This window comes from Flavobacterium panacis (genome assembly GCF_024649945.1).
Taxonomy (GTDB): domain Bacteria; phylum Bacteroidota; class Bacteroidia; order Flavobacteriales; family Flavobacteriaceae; genus Flavobacterium; species Flavobacterium panacis.
The window spans coordinates 67,436-90,057 of record NZ_JANKMS010000014.1 but is presented as its reverse complement, the minus strand read 5'-3'; the positions used below and the strand labels follow the sequence as shown (position 1 = coordinate 90,057).

General features: G+C 33.5%; 20 protein-coding genes. 13 read left to right on the top strand and 7 right to left on the bottom strand.

The features are described 5' to 3' along the window. Nucleotides 1-25: 25 nt before the first annotated feature. Together nosZ and NQQ59_RS22975 are read right to left on the bottom strand one after the other, a co-directional pair. Nucleotides 26-1,999 (bottom strand): Sec-dependent nitrous-oxide reductase, encoded by a 1,974-nt coding sequence (gene nosZ, locus NQQ59_RS22980; RefSeq protein WP_144212356.1) that lies wholly within the window; start codon nt 1,997-1,999, stop codon nt 26-28. Between the two features lie 31 nt (nt 2,000-2,030). Then, nucleotides 2,031-2,507: a c-type cytochrome gene (locus NQQ59_RS22975; RefSeq protein ID WP_144212354.1), complete on the bottom strand. Its 477-nt coding sequence runs from the start codon at nt 2,505-2,507 to the stop codon at nt 2,031-2,033. Between the two features lie 124 nt (nt 2,508-2,631). Between NQQ59_RS22975 and NQQ59_RS22970 the strand changes: the two genes are divergently transcribed. The 10 genes from NQQ59_RS22970 (at nt 2,632) to NQQ59_RS22925 (ending at nt 12,833) form a co-directional block, all read left to right on the top strand. Continuing rightward, nucleotides 2,632-3,000: a hypothetical protein gene (locus NQQ59_RS22970; RefSeq protein WP_257698442.1), complete on the top strand. Its 369-nt coding sequence runs from the start codon at nt 2,632-2,634 to the stop codon at nt 2,998-3,000. Between the two features lie 74 nt (nt 3,001-3,074). Then, nucleotides 3,075-3,926: a FixH family protein gene (locus NQQ59_RS22965; RefSeq protein WP_144212352.1), complete on the top strand. Its 852-nt coding sequence runs from the start codon at nt 3,075-3,077 to the stop codon at nt 3,924-3,926. Nucleotides 3,927-3,987: 61 nt separating this feature from the next. Beyond that, entirely contained in the window at nt 3,988-5,982 is a 1,995-nt protein-coding gene (locus tag NQQ59_RS22960) for a TonB-copper family protein (protein ID WP_144212350.1), read from the top strand. Nucleotides 5,983-6,172: 190 nt separating this feature from the next. Beyond that, entirely contained in the window at nt 6,173-7,105 is a 933-nt protein-coding gene (gene nadA / locus NQQ59_RS22955) for a quinolinate synthase NadA (protein WP_144212348.1), read from the top strand. A gap of 29 nt (nt 7,106-7,134) precedes the next feature. Continuing rightward, on the top strand, nt 7,135-8,646 hold the full coding sequence (gene nadB, locus NQQ59_RS22950; protein ID WP_144212346.1) for an L-aspartate oxidase: 1,512 nt from the start codon (nt 7,135-7,137) through the stop codon (nt 8,644-8,646). A gap of 34 nt (nt 8,647-8,680) precedes the next feature. Continuing rightward, nucleotides 8,681-9,412 (top strand): iron-sulfur cluster repair di-iron protein, encoded by a 732-nt coding sequence (ric, locus tag NQQ59_RS22945; RefSeq protein WP_144212344.1) that lies wholly within the window; start codon nt 8,681-8,683, stop codon nt 9,410-9,412. A gap of 11 nt (nt 9,413-9,423) precedes the next feature. Next, nucleotides 9,424-11,547 (top strand): ribonucleoside triphosphate reductase, encoded by a 2,124-nt coding sequence (locus tag NQQ59_RS22940; RefSeq protein WP_144212342.1) that lies wholly within the window; start codon nt 9,424-9,426, stop codon nt 11,545-11,547. Continuing rightward, nucleotides 11,528-11,695: an anaerobic ribonucleoside-triphosphate reductase gene (gene nrdD, locus NQQ59_RS22935; RefSeq protein WP_186296537.1), complete on the top strand. Its 168-nt coding sequence runs from the start codon at nt 11,528-11,530 to the stop codon at nt 11,693-11,695. Before NQQ59_RS22940 ends, nrdD begins: the two co-directional genes overlap by 20 nt. After that, nucleotides 11,670-12,365, top strand: coding sequence for an anaerobic ribonucleoside-triphosphate reductase activating protein (locus NQQ59_RS22930; RefSeq protein WP_313903069.1), 696 nt, complete (start codon nt 11,670-11,672; stop codon nt 12,363-12,365). Before nrdD ends, NQQ59_RS22930 begins: the two co-directional genes overlap by 26 nt. 21 nt (nt 12,366-12,386) lie before the next feature. Continuing rightward, nucleotides 12,387-12,833 (top strand): CopD family protein, encoded by a 447-nt coding sequence (locus NQQ59_RS22925; protein WP_144212340.1) that lies wholly within the window; start codon nt 12,387-12,389, stop codon nt 12,831-12,833. A 97-nt stretch (nt 12,834-12,930) separates the two neighbouring features. On the opposite strand, the gene NQQ59_RS22920 is transcribed toward NQQ59_RS22925, so the two are convergent. From NQQ59_RS22920 to NQQ59_RS22910, 3 genes are read right to left on the bottom strand one after another with little or no spacing between them, the layout of a single operon-like run. Beyond that, the gene (locus NQQ59_RS22920) at nt 12,931-13,305 is read right to left on the bottom strand and encodes a hypothetical protein (RefSeq protein WP_144212338.1); all 375 of its coding nucleotides are present in this window, start codon (nt 13,303-13,305) and stop codon (nt 12,931-12,933) included. Nucleotides 13,306-13,334: 29 nt separating this feature from the next. Continuing rightward, on the bottom strand, nt 13,335-14,033 hold the full coding sequence (locus tag NQQ59_RS22915) for a LytR/AlgR family response regulator transcription factor (RefSeq protein ID WP_144212337.1): 699 nt from the start codon (nt 14,031-14,033) through the stop codon (nt 13,335-13,337). Continuing rightward, complete coding sequence (locus NQQ59_RS22910) at nt 14,030-15,055, bottom strand: sensor histidine kinase (protein ID WP_144212335.1); 1,026 nt, start codon at nt 15,053-15,055, stop codon at nt 14,030-14,032. Before NQQ59_RS22910 ends, NQQ59_RS22915 begins: the two co-directional genes overlap by 4 nt. A gap of 141 nt (nt 15,056-15,196) precedes the next feature. Between NQQ59_RS22910 and NQQ59_RS22905 the strand changes: the two genes are divergently transcribed. After that, nucleotides 15,197-17,584: an outer membrane beta-barrel family protein gene (locus tag NQQ59_RS22905; protein ID WP_144212333.1), complete on the top strand. Its 2,388-nt coding sequence runs from the start codon at nt 15,197-15,199 to the stop codon at nt 17,582-17,584. Between the two features lie 193 nt (nt 17,585-17,777). On the opposite strand, the gene NQQ59_RS22900 is transcribed toward NQQ59_RS22905, so the two are convergent. Both NQQ59_RS22900 and NQQ59_RS22895 read right to left on the bottom strand, forming a co-directional pair. Beyond that, nucleotides 17,778-18,509 (bottom strand): beta/alpha barrel domain-containing protein, encoded by a 732-nt coding sequence (locus NQQ59_RS22900; protein WP_144212331.1) that lies wholly within the window; start codon nt 18,507-18,509, stop codon nt 17,778-17,780. A 139-nt stretch (nt 18,510-18,648) separates the two neighbouring features. Further along, complete coding sequence (locus tag NQQ59_RS22895; RefSeq protein WP_144212329.1) at nt 18,649-19,005, bottom strand: hypothetical protein; 357 nt, start codon at nt 19,003-19,005, stop codon at nt 18,649-18,651. Between the two features lie 361 nt (nt 19,006-19,366). Here NQQ59_RS22895 and NQQ59_RS22890 point away from each other — a divergent pair, with 361 nt between their 5' ends. Continuing rightward, nucleotides 19,367-20,266, top strand: coding sequence for a carbohydrate kinase family protein (locus NQQ59_RS22890; RefSeq protein ID WP_144212327.1), 900 nt, complete (start codon nt 19,367-19,369; stop codon nt 20,264-20,266). Between the two features lie 171 nt (nt 20,267-20,437). Further along, the gene (locus tag NQQ59_RS22885; protein ID WP_144212325.1) at nt 20,438-22,618 is read left to right on the top strand and encodes an HAD-IIB family hydrolase; all 2,181 of its coding nucleotides are present in this window, start codon (nt 20,438-20,440) and stop codon (nt 22,616-22,618) included. Nucleotides 22,619-22,622: the final 4 nt, after the last annotated feature.

Sequence of the window (22,622 nt, the reverse complement as noted above, 5' to 3'; positions counted from 1 at the left end):
TACTTTGCTCCCTTTAGGTTACTGGCTATTCTTTTGGTAGATTCGTCCCTACACTGTAACTAATCGGAACATTACTTCCTGCTGGCGAAACTCGCACATATCCCTGCATTTCTTGGTGTAATGCACTACAGAAATCAGTACAATAGAATGGGAATATTCCTTTTTTCTGCGGAACCCATTTCAATGTTAAGGTTTCACCCGGCATAATCAGTATTTCCGCGGTATTTGCACCTTTAATGGCAAATCCGTGAGGAACGTCCCAGTCTTGTTCAAGGTTGGTTACGTGGAAGTACACTTCATCACCTACACGAATACCTTCAATATTATCTGGAGCAAAGTGAGAACGAATACAAGTCATATAAATGTGTACTTTATTTCCTTCTCTAACCACTTTGGTTTCTTTTTCACCTTTAGTAGCAAAGGCATGTTTATTCTCCGTTATATTGTAAAACTTCAATTGTCCGTTATTTCTAACTTTTTCTGCAGGAATACCTTGCGCATAATGCGGTTCTCCAATTGTTGGGAAATCCAAAAGCAATTTCATTTTATCTCCACTGATGTCAAATAACTGAGCACTTTGTGCCAATTCTGGCCCCGTTGGTAAGAAACGGTCCTTTGTAATTTTGTTGTAAACCACCATATATTTTCCAAATGGTTTTTCAGTATTTCCACCAGGAACCATTAAGTGTCCAGGAGAATAATAAGTCGCTTTTCTATCTAAGACTTTAAGATCTTTGATATTCCATTTTACCACTTCAGAAGACACAAACATCGTTGTGTAAGCATTTCCTTTTCCGTCAAATTCGGTATGAAGAGGTCCTAAACCTGGTTTTTGAACTTCACCATAAAGAGCTGCTTCATATTTTACAACTGGAATTCCTGCATAAGCTCCATCAAATTGTTTATTAGCAATTGCATCTTTCAATTTTGTAAAACTGAAAACTGGAATTAAAGCAGCCAGTTTTCCACTTCCAATAATATATTCACCTGTTGGATCGATATCACAACCATGTGGTGATTTCGGACAAGGAATCATATAACAGATATCCTTAAGTTCTGAAGCATCCAGCGTAAGCACCTCATTTTTGATTTCAGATTTAGCAGTCTGAGTCTTTTCATCCCACGTATTATGAGCATATTTTGCAGGAACACGTTTTCCTTTTCCAGCTTTGATATATTCTTCTGCTTTTTTCCAGTTTACAGCCATGATAAAATCTTTATCATTTTTAGAAGCATTCACTTCCAGTAAAGTATTGGCTTGCTCTGTATTGTAGCAAGAGAAGAAAAACCATCCATGAGATTCTTTTTTTCCTGGGTGACTCAAGTCAAAATTGACACCTGGAGCTACGATTTGGAAAGCAAGATCTAACTCTCCTTCTTTTCCAATTTTTACGAAACTAAGATATCCTTTAAAATTTTTCTTGTAAGTATTGATCGGTACATCACCATCATCATTATCTGCAGGAACACTAAAACGGCTCGCTCCTACTACATACTCTGTATTTTGAGTAATAAATGGAGAGGAGTGATTACCCGCACAATTTGGAAGCTCTATAATTTCAGCAGTTCTGAATGTTTTCAGGTCAATACGTGCAATACGAGGTGTGTTATTGGCATTGGCAAAAATCCAACGTCCATCTACTTCTCCATTTGTTTGAGATAAATCCAAGTGATGTTGATCATCCCAAGGCACATAACCGTGTGAGGTATTCAACATGGGTTTAGTTTCTTCACTATAACCGTAACCACTTTGAGGATCTTCTGAGAATACCGGCATTACTCTTAAAAGTCTTCCACTCGGAAGTCCATAAACACTGACCTGACCGCTAAAACCGCCCGATACAAAGTTGTAGTACTCATCATACTTTCCTGGTGCTACATATACTTTTGAGGCCGCATCACCTTCAACAGCATCTGTAGAGTCTTTTGGTTTGCAAGAAACAAAAAACGCACACCCTAACGTAACAACGAAAATCGATTTTAAAAATTTATTTTTCATAAGGCTATTATTTTGATTTTGATTCCATTATTTATTTCACCCCATCATTCTGACGCATATATTCCAGAATCGATCTGGCTTCGTCATCGCTTAATCCTTGGTTAGGCATACGAATCAGACAAAGCTCTAGCTGAGCCTGCAATTCAGGATCTTTGTCGATCATTGGATCAGGATTGGTAATAAAATTCATGATCCATTGTGGGGTTCTTCTTTCTGTAACACCTTTCCATCCCGGTCCAACTAATTTTTCATCAGTAGGTTTATGGCATGAGGTACATTTTACTTCAGCTGTTTTAAGTCCCTTTTCAGCCAATGCCTTATCTAAAGATGTTCCTAATTCAACTGTTTCATATTTTCCGAGACCTCTCTTAGAATCATACGATTCTGCATCCGCCGTCTTCTCTTCCTGAGTTGGAGGTGAGAAATCCTGATTAGTATTTGATTTTTCTTTTCCGCAAGACAGAAAGAAGAAAAAACCAAACAGTGCTAATACGAATAATTTGTTCATTTCTTTGTTTTTAATTGGTTAAACTTTTCATCAAAATTCCAAAACTTGTTTTTCACAGAGTATGATTACAATCATATCCTCAAAAAAAAGTTCATAATACCTTCGTATTCTCAAAAAACGAGTAATGAAGCTTTGTGTTTACATATTTCTTTTTGCGGTGGTGTTCAGACCCGCTTTTCCATTTTTGGATTATGTGGTAAACTATCAGTACATCACAACTGAATTGTGCGAAAACAAAAATGCTCCCGAACTTCATTGTAATGGTAAATGTCATTTAAAGAAAGAATTGGCAAAGGCTTATAAAAATGATACGCCTTCTTCTAATGAAAAGAAAAGTGAAACAGTCGAAACCGTTCTTCTTTTTATTGTAAAAATTCCTTTGTTTGATTTTGAAAAACACACCAAAACTGTTTTTAGAATAAATGCCTTTTACAAAAACTTGTACACTCATTTAGAGACTGTTTTCCTGCTTCGTCCTCCTATTTTCATGTGATTTTTTAAATATTTTTTTAGGCCCCGAATCCTTTTCGGCAGTCCTCCTATTATCCACATTTAAATTATTATCTCATGAAAATTTTAAAATACACAGCACTATTATTTTTCGCAATTACCTTATTCTCTTGCTCTTCTGATGACGATTCAACTCCTGAAATTCCAGCAGATGAAACAAGCGGACTTCAAAAAATACAGGAAATAACCAATGACACACATACCATAGAATTGTATTCAGCAACTGGAAGTTTAGTTCAGGGCTACAATCATGTTTCGCTTCGAATAAAAGACACCAAAACCAATGCTTACATCACTGATGCCAAAATTGAATGGACACCACTAATGCATATGAAAATGATGGAACATTCTTGTCCAAAATCAGTTGTAGCAAAAGTGTCGGACAAAAAAACTTTGTATGAAGGAAATCTTATTTTCCAAATGGCACAAAACGAAACAGAGTATTGGGATTTAAGTTTTACTTATACCATTAATACTATTTCTTACACTGCTACAAGTAAAATAAGTGTTCCAGCGAGTGCAAAACGTACTGTAAGTTCATTCAAAGGAACAGATGGAACAAGTTATGTGATCGCTTATATCGCGCCTACTTCACCTAAAGTTGCTGTAAACGATATGACTGTTGCTATTTACAAAATGCAGGATATGATGACTTTTTCGACTGTAGATAATTTCAAAGTAAAAATAGATCCGAGAATGCCAAGTATGGCTAATCATGGTTCGCCGAACAATACAGATTTACTTCAAAATACAGCCGATGGATTTTACAAAGGAAAACTTTCCTTGACCATGACAGGATACTGGAAAATTAATCTTCAGGTTCTAAATGCTACTGATGAGGTTTTAAAAGGAGAACCAGTAACTACAGAAAACACAGCCAGCAGTCTTTATTTTGAGATTGAGTTTTAGCCTAAAAAGTAACAGGAAAGAGACAATCTTTACTTGTCTCTTTCTTTTAAAGAATTAAATCATGAAAAATCTGGCAACCTTTTTTCTAGCCCTATTTTCTACAATATGCTGTGCTCAGGAAAAAACAAAAGATAGTCTTGAAACTATAAAACTCAATGAAATTATTGTCATTGGTAACAAGACTTCTCTACATCTTAAACAGCCAAAATCACTGACTTCTGTAGAAGAATATTTAGCAAAATCTTCTAAAGTTAATATGATTAAAAGAGGCGCTTATGCGTGGGAACCCGTTATCAATAATATGGCTTCAGAACGCACTGTGATTACTATTGATGGAATGCGCATATTTGGTGCCTGTACCGATAAAATGGATCCGATAACGTCTTATGTAGAAGTTTCAAATTTATCTGAAGCAACAGTGGCGTCGGGACAACAAGCCAGTTGTCACGGAGCAGGAATTGGTGGTTCTGTTGATTTAAAGCGCAATCAGTTTAGTGAGAAAAGTAAAGGCTGGAATGGCAGTTTACATTCGGGTTTTGAAAGCAACAATAAACAAAAAATCTTTGGAGGTTCTTTGGGTTATAACGATTCCCGATTCTTTACTCACATTGATTTTATGCATCGTGATGCTGAAAATTATAAAGCAGGAAACAATAAAGAAGTCAACTTCTCACAATTTACCAAATACAATATTTCTGCAAATGCAGGTTATTTTATCAATGCTAAAAATATTCTGGAAGCTTCAGCTATTTATGATAAAGCCACAAATGTTGGATATCCGGCACTTCCTATGGACGTTTCTTTAGCAGAAGCTAAAATTTTCTCTTTCAGCCATAAATATCTAGCAAATTCCGATTTCATTACAAGTTGGGAAAGCAAAGCTTACTATAATTCCATTACTCATAAAATGGATGACACCAAAAGACCTTCTGTTCCAATTCATATGGATATGCCGGGCTGGTCAGATACGTATGGTTTTTATTCTAAAGTAAAAGCCAAACTTAAAAAACACCATTTTCTGATTGACCTGAATGGTTTTTACAATAAATCAGTAGCAGAAATGACTATGTATCCGAGTGATCCTAAAGAAAACCTAATGTTTATGTACACCTGGCCAGACGTAAGAACTTTCTACAACGGATTGTCATTAGAAGATAATATCAAAATTTCGACCACAGATCAACTTCGAATCGGAGCCAATATCGGATTTCAAAATAATCGTGTTGCGGATGATTTCGGGCTACAAAGCCTTCGTATTTTTTATCCTGAAATGGATGCTTCTAAAAACCGTTTCTTAAAAAGTTTTTCTGGAAATTATATCAAAAACAACGGTCCCTTTGAATTTGGTTTTGGTCTGGCTTACGCCGAAAGAACACCATCTGTTTCGGAAGGTTACGGATTCTATTTGTACAACAGCAGTGATTTTTATGATTATATCGGAAATCCAAATCTCAAGAATGAAAAAGCATTAGAAGGGAACTTTTTAATCGGATATAAAACAAACCGCTTTACCTCTAAAATAACGGGGTCGTATTTCTATTTCTCAGATTATATAATTGGAAAAATAGATCCCAATACCCTTCCGATGACCATTGGTGCTTCGGGCGTAAAAAGATATGAAGCTTTAAATAATGCTGTCATTTTCAATACAGATTGTAATCTGACTTACGATTTTCTAGAAAACTGGCAGTTTAAATCACAACTTACTTACAGCGTTGGAAAAGATGATCAAGGTGACAATCTTCCTTTTATAAGTCCAATAAAATATAGTTTCGGTATTGACTTTAAAAAAGAAAAGTTTAATGCTGGAATAAATGCTTTAGGAAATTTGGCTCAAACTGAATTTGCCCAAACCTACGGACAAAATAAAACTTCAGATTATCTCATTTTTGGTTTTACGGCTGGTTATACTTTTCAATGGAACCAAAACGGACTCAAATTACAAACTGGTGTCGAAAATCTTTTCGATCACTACTATACTACTTACTCAGACTGGAACAAAATACCAAGAATGGGAAGAAATGTTTTTGTCAATCTCTCTTTTAATTTTTATTAAAATTCAATTAATCAGGTTAACATATAAAAACAAAAATAAAACAGTATGATTTGAATCATGTTTTGAAAGAAATGATGATAATACATTTACCCTATTAAAATTATATGCTTAAAAGCATAACCAAACAAACTAAATCAGAACTGAGAATTTTCTTCTGTAGTCAAACAGAAAGAAACTAAGACCAAAAAAAATGAATAAGAACTTTTTGAGACAAGAAATAATCCGATTGAAAGCAGAAAAAAATGCTGTAATCCTAGCTCATTATTATCAAGATGAAGACATTCAGGATATAGCAGATTTTATCGGAGACAGTCTTGAATTATCTAAAAAAGCTCAAAACACCAATGCAGACATTATCGTTTTTGCCGGAGTTCATTTCATGGCGGAAACTGCTAAAATATTAAATCCAAACAAAAAAGTTTTATTACCCGATTGGGAAGCCGGCTGCTCACTAGCTGACGGTTGTAATCCAGAAGATTTTAAAGCATTTAAAGAACAACATCCCGATCACACCGTTGTCACTTACATCAATTGTTCTGCCGAAATAAAAGCGATGAGTGATTTGGTTTGCACTTCGGCGAATGCAAAAAAAATAATCGGGTCAATACCAACTGAAAACAAAATCATATTTGCTCCAGATGAAAATTTAGGTAATTATCTTCAAAAGGAAACCAAACGTGAACTCGTCTTATGGAAAGGCTCTTGCGTGGTACATGAAGCCTTTTCATTAGACAAACTAATAGAAATCTACAATAAAAATCCGAACGCAAAAATTGCAGCTCATCCTGAGTCGGAAACTCATATTTTAAAAGCAGCACATTATATAGGCTCAACTTCGGGTATTATTAATTTCATTAAAACGGATCCTGCTGCCGTTTTCATTGTGGCTACAGAAGCCGGTATCTTGCATGAGCTCTCCAAAGCGGTACCAAACAAAACGCTGATTCCGGCTCCTTCCACAGAAGACAACAGTTGTGCTTGCAGCGAATGTGCTTTTATGAAAATGAATACTTTGGAAAAACTGTATTTGTGTCTCAAAAATGAAAGTCCAGAAATGCAAATTACAGAAAAACTGAGAATTGAGGCCTTAAAACCTATCGAAAGAATGCTTGAATTATCATGAAAAACGCCATAACTCTAAATCAAAATAACATGCTTACAACAGATATATTAATCATCGGTTCTGGTATTTCGGGTTTATTTTTTGCTATGAAAACGGCACAAAAACGTCCTGATTTATCTATTGTTATAATGACTAAAGAAACTGCCAAAAACACCAATACGCAACTAGCTCAAGGCGGAATTGCAGTGGTGACCGACCTAATAAAAGACAGTTTTAATAAACACATTCACGATACGCTTCGTTCGGGAGGTGGTTTGTGCGATAAAGAAATTGTGAATATGGTCATCAAACAAGCTCCTGACAGACTTCAGGAATTAATTGAAATCGGAACTTCTTTTGACAAAGATGAAAAAGGAAAATGGAATTTAGGTTTAGAAGGCGGGCACTCACAACACAGAATATTACATCATAAAGACAGCTCCGGATTGGAAATTGAGCGAAAACTGCTTAAAATAATCAAGAAGATGCCAAACATTGAACTTTGGGAAAATCATATGGTTATTGACTTGAACACCGAAACCAAGAAGAATAAAACGACTTGTACCGGAGCTTTCTTTTATGAAAAAAAACACAACAAAATAAAATACATCAGAACTAGAGCCACAGTATTAAGTACTGGAGGATGTGGTCAACTTTTTGAAAACACCACCAATCCTAAAATTGCAACAGGCGACGGACTAGCGATGGCAGCACGTGCAGGAGCAGAAATTGTAGACATGCAGTATATACAGTTTCACCCAACTGCTTTGTTTTGCGGTAAAGAGAATCCGTTGTTTTTGATTTCTGAGGCAGTAAGAGGTTTTGGTGCTCATATTGTAAACGACGAAGGCAAAAGATTCTTGTTTAAATACGATATCAGAGGTGAATTGGCTACACGAGATATGGTTTCAGATGCTATCAGCAGAGAACTGCAATTGAGTGGAAAAGATCATGTTTACTTGGATTGCAGACATTTAAACAAAGCTGATTTTTATTCTAATTTTCCAATAATTGCAGCGCATTGCAATAACTTAGGAATACAACCTGAAAAAGACTTAATTCCAGTTGTTCCTGCTGCTCATTATCAATGTGGTGGAATTAAAGTAGACCAAAACAGTGCAACAGCAATTCCGAATCTGTATGCTATTGGCGAATGTTCCCGAACTGGACTTCATGGAAAAAACCGTCTTGCATCTAACTCTCTTTTAGAAGCTTTGGTATTTGCACATCAGGCTTCAGAACATGTGGAGCGAACAATTGCTGGATTTACTTTTTCGAATAGAATCTTGATTCCGAAGTTTCCAAAAACCGAACAAGCCAACGATTATTATGCTTTCGATATTCTAAAAAAAGAATTGCAAAAACTGGTAACAGCGTTTTATACCAGTGAAGAACGAGATGCTGATTTGGCTTTCGAAAAAATAAAAATGCTTAACAATAGTGCAATCGCCCTTATAGAAACTCATGAAATTACCATTCCGTTTATAGAATTTTCAAATATGCTTGCGGTGTCTTTAATCATTATCAAACAATGTAAAGCGACAAACAAAGAAATGTGCTGAAACCAATAAATTAATTGATATACCCCTACCCACTATGAAACTAACAAACAAAACTACAATTGGTGAAATCGTAGCAGATGATTTCAGAACAGCGGCAATTTTCACAAAATATCATATTGATTTTTGCTGTAAAGGTTATCGAACTATTGAAGAAGTCTGCAAAAAAAGAGATATAAACGAAAATGTTCTAATTGAGCATATTGAAAAAGCAAAAAACAGTTCGGCCAACCAGTCTTTTGATTATAAAACCTGGACGGTAGATATGATTACAGATTATATTACCAAAACACATCATAAATATGTAGAAGAAAAAGCGCCCATAATCATTCAGTACTTAACAAAATTGTGTGGTGTTCATGGACCTATACATCCGGAGCTGCACGAAATACATACGATTTTTACGAAGTCTGTTTTAGATTTAACAGCGCATATGAAAAGAGAAGAACTGGTACTTTTTCCTTTCATTAAAAAAATGAAAATAGCACAAAGCAAAGGGACGTCACTTGAAACACCTTCTTTTTTTAGTATTGAAAATCCGATTGCAAAATTAAAAGAAGATCATATTGCAGAGGGAGAACGTTTTAGGAGAATTGCTGCTTTAACCAATAATTACACACCACCAAACGAATCCTGTAATACTTATAAAGCGGCATTTGCAATGCTAGAAGAATTCGACAAGGATTTAAAAAAACACATTCATATGGAGAATAACATTTTATTCCCAAAAGCAATAGAACTGGAAAAAACTTTTGAAAAAGTGCTGTAAATAAAATAACTATGGAGAAATATGTGATCAAACGTAATGGAGATTATAAACCTTTTGAGGCTTATAAAATTCAGGATGCCATTCAAAAAGCTTTTCAGAGTGTCAATAAAAATGTAGATAAAAAGATCTTCAAAATTGTACTTTCTGGTTTAGAAGTTAAATATTCTTGGCCTGTAGAAGAAATTCAGGATATGATTGAAAGAGTGCTTTTTGAAAATGGTTATTTCCAAACCATGCGTTCGTTTATTATTTATCGTCATACTCGAAAATTACAGCGAGAACATATTAATGGTTTAAACGATGATACTACTTACATAGACAGTACACAAACGGTTGAAGAATATATCAACCAATCGGACTGGCGAATTAATGCGAATGCAAATATTTCGTATTCAAACGCTGGACTCGTTAGTAATACCGCAGGAAAAGTAATAGCCAATTACTGGCTGGATAAAATATACAATAAAGAAGAAGGTTCTGCTCATAGGAATGGCGACATACACATTCATGATTTGGATTGTCTTACCGGATACTGCGCTGGTTGGAGCCTTCGTGTGCTATTAAATGAAGGTTTTAATGGCGTGCGAGGCCGTGTCGAGAGCAGACCTCCTTCTCATTTTAGAGAAGCATTAGGTCAAATGGCTAATTTTCTAGGAATTTTGCAAAGCGAATGGGCGGGCGCTCAGGCTTTCAGTTCTTTTGATACTTATTTGGCGCCTTATGTTTTTAAAGATCAGCTTTCTTATGAAGAAGTTTTAAAAGGAATCAGAAGTTTTGTTTACAATCTCAATGTACCTGCACGCTGGGGACAATCGCCTTTCACCAATATTACTTTGGACTGGAATGTTCCCGAAGATTTAAAAGAACAAATTCCGACTCAAAATGATCAGCATTTGTTTCTGAATGTTACAGATGAAAAACTGATTCAGGAAGCCCAAAACAGAGGCGCTCAAAAATTAATAGATTTAAAATATGCTGATTTTCAAAAGGAAATGAACCTGATCAATAAGGCGTATTATACCATTATGACCGAAGGAGATGCCAACGGACAACCGTTTACTTTTCCGATTCCGACCGTAAATATTACGGAAGATTTTGACTGGGAAGGCGAAAACGTCAATTTATTATTTGAAAACACAGCCAAAATAGGTTCTTCTTATTTTCAGAATTTTATTGGAAGTCAATACATTTTGGATGAAGAAGGAAATCGAATTGAAAATCCAGAAGCATACAAACCCAACGCTGTTCGAAGCATGTGCTGCAGATTACAACTCGATTTAAGAGAATTATTAAAACGAGGAAACGGTCTTTTTGGAAGTGCAGAAATGACAGGAAGTATCGGCGTTGTAACGATTAATATGGCGCGTTTGGGCTATTTGCATAGAGGAAATATTATAAACTTGTTTTCGCATTTAGATGAATTATTAAATATTGCAAAATCGACTTTAGAGAAGAAAAGAGTTTTTATTCAGCAAATGTACGAGCGCGGACTTTATCCTTATACGCAACGTTATTTGAAACATTTTAGAAATCACTTTTCTACAATCGGTGTAAACGGAATGAATGAAATGGTGATTAATTTCACTGAAGGAAAGCAGAATATTACATGTAATTCGGGAATTCATTTTGCAACAGAAATTCTCGATTACATTCGATTACGAATGAAAGAGTTTCAGGAAGAAACGGGAAATCTTTATAATCTGGAAGCAACTCCAGCAGAAGGAACTACGTATCGATTTGCCAAAGAAGACAAAAAGCGTTTTCCAGAAATTTTACAAGCTGGTAATAATGAAAATATATACTATACCAATAGTTCACAAATTCCGGTAGATCATACCGACGATCCTTTTGAAGCTTTATTGCTTCAGGATGAACTACAATGCAAATATACCGGTGGTACAGTTTTGCATCTTTACATGAGAGAAAAAATAAGCAGTCCAGAAGCTTGTAAAAACTTTGTCAAAAAAGTTTTAACCAACTTTAAACTGCCTTACATAACGGTTACACCAATTTTCAGCATCTGCCCTATTCATGGTTATCTCAACGGAGAACATGAATATTGCCCTAAATGCGACGAAATTTTACTCAATAAAAACAATCAGAAACACTTGGCTTATGAAAACAAAAACGCATAAAATTCTAGCAGAGAATAAAGCACAAAGAAGTAAATGTTTAGTTTACACACGTGTAATGGGTTATCACAGACCTGTAGAAAGTTTTAACATTGGAAAAAAAGGGGAACACCAGCAACGTACACATTTCGAAGAAACCATCATCTATTAAAGGAATATTTAGCCTCACGCCTTTTACTTTATTAGATTATCCGCATAAAACGGCCTGCATAGTGTGGTTTGCGGGCTGTAACATGCGGTGTTTATACTGCTACAATCCAGACATTGTTTTAGGAAAAGGAAAGATTGATTTTAAAGAAGTGCTCTCTTTTCTAAAAACCAGAAAAGGATTATTAGACGGAGTAGTTTTAAGCGGTGGTGAATGTACTTTACACAAAAATATAATTGATTTTATAAAAGAAATCAAAGCAATGGGATTTGCGGTAAAAATTGATACCAATGGTTCCAACCCAAAAATATTGAACAGCCTGATTCATGATCAATTAATTGATTATGTTGCGTTAGATTTCAAAAGTCTTCCTCATACCTTTAAACACCTAACGCAATCAGGCTTATTTTTAGAATTTGAAGAAAGTCTTTCGCTTTTAATTCGGTCAGATTTTCCTTTTGAAGTCCGAACGACTTTTCATTCTTCGTTAATTTCGGAAAATGATTTTGTGAAGATGATCGAATATCTGGAGAATAAAAATTTTGAGGGAAATTATTATGTACAGCATTTTATGAATAACGTTCCAACACTTTCAAAACTAGACGATTCAAGCAAAGAAATACGTCTTAAAAACTTCTCAACTCCAAAAATAAAAGTTATTTTTAGAGAATAATAAACTTAAAATGAATGTGTTATGACTTTACATCATTTTGTATTAATAATTCATCTTTTAGCAGCAACAATCTGGGTTGGCGGTCATTTACTTTTAGCAATTTGTTATTTGCCGACAGCTTTAAAGAAAAAAGATCCACAGATTATTCTAAACTTTGAAAAGAAATTCGAAACACTTGGAATGTCTTCTCTTGTTTTATTAATTATCACAGGAATCTGGATGGCGTATGATTTTGGCGTTACCATAGAAACCTGGTTTCATTTCTCAAGCGGATTTGAAAAAGTAGTTTCCATTAAACTGATATTGCTTTTCTGCACTTTTATCTGTGCGGTTTGTGCTCAATTTTATGTTATTCCTAATCTTAATGAAAAGAATATTAAAAAAATAGCCGTAATTATTTTAACTGTTACTTCAATTGGAGTTGCTATGTTGGTTTTAGGATCAACGCTTCGTTACGGTGGAATTTAAACTAACTTAACTAACCAATTTTTGATTTTAAGCGCAATCCTGAAAGTTTTTGGGATTGCGTTTTTTATTTAAAATATGCTGTTAAAATTAAACCACATCACTTACTTTTTTGCAAATATTCATCAGCCATCTTCTTTGTCTTTTCGTCTAAAACCTTCTTATCAATTGTTAGAATATCATAAACATCAAAAGAAGCGCGTTTGTAATTATACTTATTTGACATTATTAAGGCGTAGTATAAAAGCCCAGTAAATTTCTGTTCTCCGATATAATGAATACCTTTTAATTCATTGTAAGCCAAAGTATCACCTTTACTTAGAACAAGATCGCTCAAACTATCCATAAGTTTTTTATTCTCGAGTTTTCTTCGAAAATAACTAGCTGAATTATCATCTGAAGTAACAATTTTATCGTTGTTTTTCTTATTACAAGAAAACAACATTAAAGCAAAAATAATAATGGTCCATTTCATACTTCAATATATTCAAATTTAAAAACTTATTAAATCAACCACTCACTAACCAATTTCCGATACGTCTCACCAATTGGCAAAGCAACTCCGTTAGTCATTACAATCTGATTTCCATCAATAACTTTAATTTTATTTTTTGGAATAATATACGAACGATGAATTCGAATAAACTGGCTAGATGGCAATTTTTCTAAAATATCTTTCATGTTTTCTAAAGCCATGATTTTCTCCTCATTGGTATGGATACGAATATAATCTCGTAAACCTTCAATATATAAAATGTTGTCTAAAGCAATTTTATAATGTTTTCGATCTGCTTTTACAAATAGAAAATCATTTCCCGCTTTTTCAGTGACTTGAAAAGTTTCTTGCCAGCGAATAAACTTCTCCACACTTTGATAAAATCGATTAAATGTAATGGGTTTCAATAAATAATCAATTACATGAAACTGAAACGCTTCTAAAGCATATTGCGGATAAGCTGAGGTAATTATAAAATTATATTTTTGATTGAACATCTGCATCAATTCAATTCCTGTTAATTGTGGCATTTGAATATCAATAAAAATCAAATCAACCGATTCTGTATTTAAAACTTCAATTGCTTTAAAAACATCGCTATCAGCATATAAAACATTCAATCTTGAAACTTTAGAAGCATAATCGGCAATTAATTTTACAGCAAAAGGTTCGTCGTCTAGAATGATGCAATTTATTTTTTTATTCATTTTAAATCTATTTCAAGTTCGGCTGTAAAGTGGTTTTCGTCGTTTGTGATTTTTAATTGATGCTTTTTAGGATAATGAATTTCAAGACGTTTCTGTAAATTATCCAATCCGATGCCGCCCAATTTGTCTTTTTTCTGTGTTCCGATTTTATTCTTCACTTTAAAATTCAACCGATTTTCAGAAACTTTCAATTCGATATTTATCGGTTCAGCATTCGAAACTTCTCCATGTTTTAAAGCATTTTCAACCAAAGGTGATAAAATGTAAGGCGGAATTTCTTCAAACTCATTTTTGATTTCGACATTCAAATCAACAGAAAAATTATCTTGATGTCTTAATTCTTCGAGTTCAATATACGCTTTTATATAATCGACTTCATCTACTAATCTGATCTTTTCTTTCTGCGATTCGTAAGTTGTAAAACGCATAATCTTACTTAGTTTATCAATTGCCGTCAATGACTTATCTGATTGAAAATAAACCATCGAGTAAATGTTATTTAAAGTATTAAATACAAAGTGCGGATTAATCTGTGCTTTCAAAAATTTGATTTCGGTATTCTTATTTTCTTCCAGAATTAACTTATTGTATTCTAAAAGACGAATAGAGTAAATCACAAACCAAAGAAATGAACTCAAGATAATACTCATACTGCTGTAATGAAGATTATCGAGCATATAATTGGCAAAATCAGTTGTTGTATAATTGACGCGCTCAAATAAAATTTTGGTAATAACCTGCTCAATTATCCATCTCAAAAAAGTAAAAACCAAATACGAAATAAAAGCTCCTGCCAAAAGTTTTTTCCAACTAAAGGATTTGAAAACCTGTTTCATTACAATCAAATAATGAAAATAAAAAGTGAGTATAAAAACAATAAAATAAGTGCAAATGAATAAATCAGGAATAGAAAAAGACTTTGCTCCTATCGGATTTTTCACGAAAGTGAAATAAGAAATTAAAAGCCAATAAATAAGATGAATTGCGACTTCGAGTTTTTTGGTAATAGTGCCTTTGTACATTCGGTTTGATTTTAAAACAAAGATATACATTCAAGAAAAAGCATTTTAACGGGTTTGCAGATTAATCGAAGGGGTTTGTCGATAAAAGTGGTTTTTAGGTTTTAATTCTAACAGTTTTGTCCTGTAATTAATTTTTAAACCATGAACAAAATCATTTTCGTATCCATCTTATTTCTATTTCAAATTAACGTATTTGCCCAACAATTTTCTCTAAAAGGAAAAATTATCAATCAGAATAAAACACCGTTGGAATTTACGACTGCCACTTTATTAAAAGCAGATAAAACCTTATACAAACAAGCCTCTACGGACAGTTTGGGAAATTTTATATTGAATGCCGAAAAAGGAAACTATCAACTAATAATAGAACAATTTGGAACTGAATTCAGTAATAAATCAATTCTAATTGATCAAAATATTGATTTAGGAAATTTGGAAGTAAAAGAACAAATCGAGCTTGATGGCGTTACGGTTAAATCGAGAAAAAAACTCGTAGAACAAAAAGTAGATCGTTTGGTTTTTAATGTCGAAAATTCAGTTACCGCAACTGGCGGAACAGCTTTGGATGCTTTAAAATCTACACCAACAGTGAGAGTGCAAAACGAGACGATTTCTATTGTGGGAAAAGGAGAAGTTTTGGTCATGATTGACGATCGCTTAAATAAAATGACTCAGGAAGATTTGGCGGCGTTCCTAAAATCGATTCCTGCAGATAACATTAAAAGCATTGAAGTAATTACAACGCCTCCAGCGAAATACGAAGCAGAAGGAAACAGCGGTTTAATCAACATTAAATTGAAAACAGCCAAAACCAATTCATGGAATGCGAATTTTGGTGCTTCTTATGTACAAAGAAGTTATGCCAGCGAAAACATAAACGGATTATTTCTTTACAATTATAATAAATTGTCACTTCAGGCCTCTATTAATAAAGGAACAGATCAACTTCGCACAACTTCAGATAACCGAATTTACTATCCTAATGAAGTTTGGAAACAAAATATTACTAACAAATCAAAAACCAATTTATTGAGCATTGGTTTTGGTGCCGATTATAAACTGACTGAAAAATGGACTTCGGGAGTAAAATATTTAGGAAGTTTTAATGATAGAAATGCAACAAATAATCCGTTGACGACTCGTTATAATACTTCTGGTGAAATCAATTCTTATGTTTTGTCTAATGTTAATTCGCAGAATAAACCTCAAATGAATTCTCTAAACTGGAATAATTCTTTTGCATTGAACAAAGAAGGTCAAAATATAACAATCGATTTAGATTATTTCAATTATCAAAAAGACGATTCTCGAACTTTTTCAGGCAATGAAATGGACAATCAAAAAGAAAACATTCCAGGAACTTATTTTGCCGCAATCAATTCCAACTTAAATAGATTAACAAATTATTCGGCAAAAATGGATGTTTCGCTTCCTTATTCGTGGGCGAATATCAGTTTTGGTGGAAAAGGATTTTATACGAATACCAAAAACAATTTAACCGTTTTTGACAATGAAACCGGAACTCCAACTCTAAATACAAATTACTCTAATATATTCACTTACAAAGAATACAATGAAGCTTTATATTTTTCTGTGAATAAAAAACTAAACGAAAAATGGGAGACTCAATTGGGTTTAAGAGCTGAAGCAACGCAAACAGAAGGTTATTCTGAAAATTTGAGTCAAACCAATAAAAACAATTACATCAAATTATTTCCAACTGCTTATGTGACTTACAATGCAAACGAAAACAATTCGTATTCGTTAAATTACAGCAGAAGAATCCGTCGTCCAGATTTTGATTATTTGAATCCGTTTGTGATTAGAACAAGTCCTTTTTATTATTCTGAAGGAAATCCGTTTTTGAAACCATCTATTATTGACAATTTTCAATTTTCATACATCAGAAATCAAAAATGGGTAACTAACTTTTATTTCTCTCAAGTTTCAGATTTCGGACAAGAATTAGCCATTATAAATCCTGAGACAAATATTACGAAAAGCACGCCAATTAATTATGCCGATACCTATCAAATCGGACTTTCAACCTATTACAATCTCAACAAATATTCTTGGTGGAACAGCTTTATGGGATTCAATTTAAACTATCAAAACGTAAAATCGAAAACGAATCTAATTGCTTCTGTAGACGGTTACAATGGTTATATTTATAGCAATAACGATTTTACTGTAAATCAATCGAAAACAATTTTTCTAGGTTTAAATTACGGTTTACAATTGCCAGGACGTTATCAGGTTTTTAATATTTCGACTTTGAATATTTTGGATGTTTCATTGAAGTTCCTAGCTTTAAAAAAGAATCTTTCGATTACTTTAACTGGTGAAGATCTATTGAATGCACAAAAGCCTTTAATTTCTTATTATTCAAACGGAATTAAAAATACGATGAAAAATTACAATGATTCCAGAGCTTTTAGAGTTGCCTTGAGTTACAAATTCGGAAACCAGAATGTGAAATCTAAAGAACGAAATTTTGGAAATGAAGAGGAAAGAAATCGAGCAATTTAATGTATAAAATAATTATGGTAATAAATTGACATAGCCCAAGATTTCAAACAGAAGAGATTCCACAAATAGAAGATTTCCTTTGCGTACCCAAGGTTGAAACCTTGGGCTATGTTTTATTTAGAAGATTTATAAAGGTGCTTAGTTAACCTTAGAACCTTAGAATCTTAGCATCTCAGAGCCTTACAAAAGAACCTTACAAAGCCCCAAAAGTCTTTCTGTATTTTTCCATTACCGTTTTAAATAAATCTTTATTAGAGGGCGGTGAAAGCACAATAGCTCTAGAACCAGAATCAATAGATTCTTGAATGCTTTCTAAGTTTTTACCTCCAGTCGCCATTATAGGGAAATCGGGGAATTTGTCTTTAATTTCTTTTACTATTTTATTAGTATGAGCGCCTCCAGAGACATGAAAAACATTTACACCAGCATCTATTTTACCTCTTAAGAAATTATAATCAGAAGTGGTTACTGTTGCGATAATTGGAATAGAGACTTTTTCTCTAATTTTTTTGACGTCTTTATTTTCGAATGGAATATTTACAATGATTCCATGTGCGCCCATTTGCTCAGCATAAATCGCCATTTCTAGGGATTTTTTTCCTTTTGTTGTTCCGCCTCCAACGCCGCATACAATTGGTTTTCCTGCAAAATCAATAAGTGTTTTGATAATTTTTGGCGATGGCGGAAACGGATAAACTGCTAAAATTGCGTCGGCATCGTTATTTTCTATAAGTGCCATATCTGTAGAAAAAAGAAATGATTTTAAATTTTCGTTTTTCAACAACAAACCTTGACAATTTTTACCAATCATTTCTGGTGTTGTCAGTGCTTTATTAACTGGTTTTTCTCTTCGAAATAATCTTTCCCAAAAGGAAGTTTTCTTTTTACTTCCCCAAAATGAATCTGAAATTAAATTGATTTCCATGGTCGTTAATTTTTGCATTATGACCAAATTTAGTATACTAAAATTTATTCTTTTTATAAAATGAAGCTTAAATTTTACATTTTGTAATGAGTGGAGGTAAATTTGTAGTGAAATTAAAAAGCGTACTTTTAAGCTTGATTTAATTGATATCAAGCTGCCAAGTTATTCCATCATCCTCATTGAAAAACGGACAAAGAATTTTTACTTTTTCTTCTTTTTCATTTAGTAAATACCAATCAGTACTATCGATCAAATCTATAAATTGGTTTGCTTCTTCAAGTATTGCATCTTCATCATCACCTGTCTCGCCATTTTCTAAATAAATACTATATCGAATGGAATGCTTAATAAAACGAGCAAGATGAATATTCTCTTCTGACGATCCGTTTAAAAAATCAACATTAAATAAAATATCACCTGAACTTCTCATATCCCAATTCGTTTCAGCCAATGACCCGATGTGGATTTCTTTCCAAAATAATTCAAAGTTTTTCATTTTTTATAAACTAGTTTCTTTCTTACTTTAAAGTATAATATTACCATTACAATCTGTTTTAATCTTTTTTACAAAACCATTGATGTTTTGCCTATCAGACTGAATAAAGCTTTTTAGTTTTGTAACTTCATTAAAAATTTCATTTCTTACTTTTAAAATTTTATCCTTAAAATCTATTCAATAAAAACTAAAGTCATTTCATGAGTTCTTTTTCAAAATCAAATTTAACATAAGCATAGCAATAATTAATCGTTATTTCGAACTAAAATACGTTGTGAATGCCGACAATCTTTACTATTTTTATAAAATCGTGTGGTATTCGAGCCATACTGTTTAATGTTTTATAAAAGAAAGAATTAGAATGAACAACGACAAAAAACTTAAAGCTGTCGCTTTCGGAGAAGTACTTTGGGATATTTTTGGTAATATAAAAAAAATTGGTGGAGCACCTTTAAACGTAGCACTTCGCATGAAAGCTTTGGGAGCCGATGTCAATATGATAAGCTGTGTGGGTAACGATCAAGATGGCGAAGCAATAATTAATGAAGTAAAAAAATTAGGTCTAGATACACAAACCATCCTTAAATCGGATGATTACCCTACAGGATTAGTAAATGTGACTTTAGACGAAAGCAAATCGGCTACTTATGAAATTCTCTATCCTTCTGCTTGGGATAAAATTATTTTAAACGAAGCTGCTATACAATCAGTTGAAAAAGCTGATGTTTTAATTTATGGAAGTTTAGTGTGTCGTGATGAAGTTTCTAGAAAAGCATTAGAAAAATTGCTTGATACCAAGGCTTACAAAGTTTTTGATGTTAATCTACGAAAACCTCATTATACGTATGAAATTCTAAAACAGCTAATGCAACCTGCCAATTTTATCAAGTTTAATGATGAAGAAATACTAGAAATTGCTCAAGCTTTAAATTCACCTCATAAAACTTTAGAAGACAATATGCATTTTATTGCTTCACTAACAAATGCAGAAGCTATTTGCGTTACAAGAGGAAAAGATGGCGCTTTACTACTTTGGAATAATGAACTTTATGAAAACACAGGTTATGTTGTAAAAGTAGCAGATACTGTTGGTGCTGGAGATTCATTTTTAGGAGCGTTGGTTACTTCACTTTTAACGGGTAAAGAACCACAGCAAGCTTTAAATTTTGCGTGTGCAACAGGCGCTTTGGTTGCTGGTTCATCTGGAGCAAATCCAGAAATTCTTTTGTCTAGAATTAATGATCTTATAAATAAGAACTAATCATAAATTAAATTTATAGAGAAAGCCCGATATCGTAATATCGGGCTTTTTTATAGTTATTACATGAAGATTTTCCTGCAAACATGGGAAATATGTAAATTTAAAATGGAATTATTTCTTCCTAATCCCTAGGAGCGCTGTAAATTGCAAAACCAAATAAAATAAGGAAGAATGATGAAAAAATTACGAATTTCACTTATCAATATACATGGACTTTTAAAAGGTTCTGGTCTAGAAATTGGACGAGATGCTGATAACGGAGGCCAGACCAAATACATTTACGAATTAGCCGAATTTTTATCACAGCATGAAGATGTCGAACACGTTCATCTTTTTACCAGATTAATTGATGATCCTTCGCTTTCCCCCGAATATTCCGTTCCTGTTGAGATCATAAATGATAAATTAGATATAAGGCGTATTCCGTTTCTAGGGAAAAAATACAAAGCTAAAGAACAACTTTGGGAAGGTTTGGATACTTTTGTAAACGGTGTGGTACAACATATCAAACAACATAATATTTTCCCCGATTGGATTCACTCTCATTATGGAGATGCTGGTTACGCTGCCGCCGAATTGTCTTCCATCTTAAATGTACCTTTTGCTCATACGGGACATTCTTTAGGTTTCTACAAAAAGAAGAAATTAATCGAAAGTGGTGAAAATGAAGAAGAACTCGAAAAAAAGTTCAAATTTAAAGCGAGAATTGCTGCCGAAGAAAAAACACTGGAACTTGCAGAATTTATAGTTACTTCTACCGAACAAGAAATTGAAACCTACAAAGCTTACAAAAACTTTGAATTAGCAAAATACCACGCTATTTCTCCTGGAATTGATACCAGAAAATTTGTTCCTTACTATTTTCAAGAAACCGATTCTGAAAAAAATATGGAAGAAATACAACGAAAATACTGGGTTTCAGAAACCATTTCGAAATTTCTTACCAATCCGCATAAACCTATTATTCTGGCCCTTTCGCGACCTGATCGTCATAAAAACTTGAATACTTTAATTGAAGTTTACGGAAAAGACAAAGAACTACAAAGCATTGCTAATTTGGTCATTTTTGCGGGAATCAGAAAAGACATTGCAAAAATGCCCGAATCAGAAAAAAATGTGCTGACCGATTTGCTGTTGCTAATGGACAAATACGATTTATACGGCAAAATGGCACTTCCGAAAAAGCATGATGTTGAAAATGAAGTTTCGATTATTTACCGTTATGCGGCCGAAAAAAGAGGTGTTTTTGTGAATTTAGCTTTGCACGAAAACTTCGGCTTGACCGTGATCGAATCGGCTAGTTCGGGACTTCCGGTTGTGGTGACAAAAAATGGCGGACCATCAGAAATTATTCCCGTTTGCCAAAATGGAGAATTGGTAGATCCTCAGCAGGAAAATCAAATTAAGAAAGCACTTCGAAATATTTTGACAGATGAAAACCAATGGAAATATTACTCTAATAATGGAGCCATTAATATTCAGAAATATTACAGCTGGGTAAGTCACGTTAATCACTATGTAGAATTGGTAAATGAAAATTTATCTCTTTCTTCTGGTGCTGGAATCAAAAAACAGCATTATCCTAATATCAATATTAGCAGATTAAAAAGAAATATCGATCACTTATTGGTTTCCGATATTGACGGAACTTTAATAGAACCGAAATTATCCAATCCAGGTTTAAAAGAATTAAAAACACATCTTATCAATCGTACCGATAAAATGGCTTTTGCTTTGGCTTCTGGCCGAAATTTAGAGTTGGTCAAAAAAGTGATTGAAGAAGAAGAATTTCCTCTCCCCGATTTCATTATTTGTTCTGTTGGAACAGAAATTTATTATACCAACGGAAAAGATTACATTCTAGACAAAGGCTGGGCAAAATTCTTGTCTGGAAGATGGAAAAGAGACGATATTGTCAATCGTTTAAAAGCAGTAAAATGGATAAAACTTCAGGAAGATGAAGCACAGAATCCTTATAAAATCTCTTATTACTACGAAAAAGAACAATACGATCACGAAGAATTAATTCGGGTTTTAGGAAATAGCTGGTATAAAGTAAATATCATTCCAAGTCACGGACAGTTTTTAGACTTTATTCCAAAAAGAGCTTCTAAAGGAAATGCTATCAAATTTTTATGCCGAAAATGGTCTATACCGCTTTCAAATGTGATTGCAGCTGGAGATTCTGGAAATGATGTCGACATGTTTAGAGGTCCTGTAAAAGGAATTATCGTTGGAAACAGAAGCTCCGAACTTTTGGCTTATGAAACAACCAAAAGCATTTATGTAGCCAAAACAGCGGCTTCAGCAGGGATTTTAGAAGGTTTAAAACACTATAAAATCATTAAATAATGTT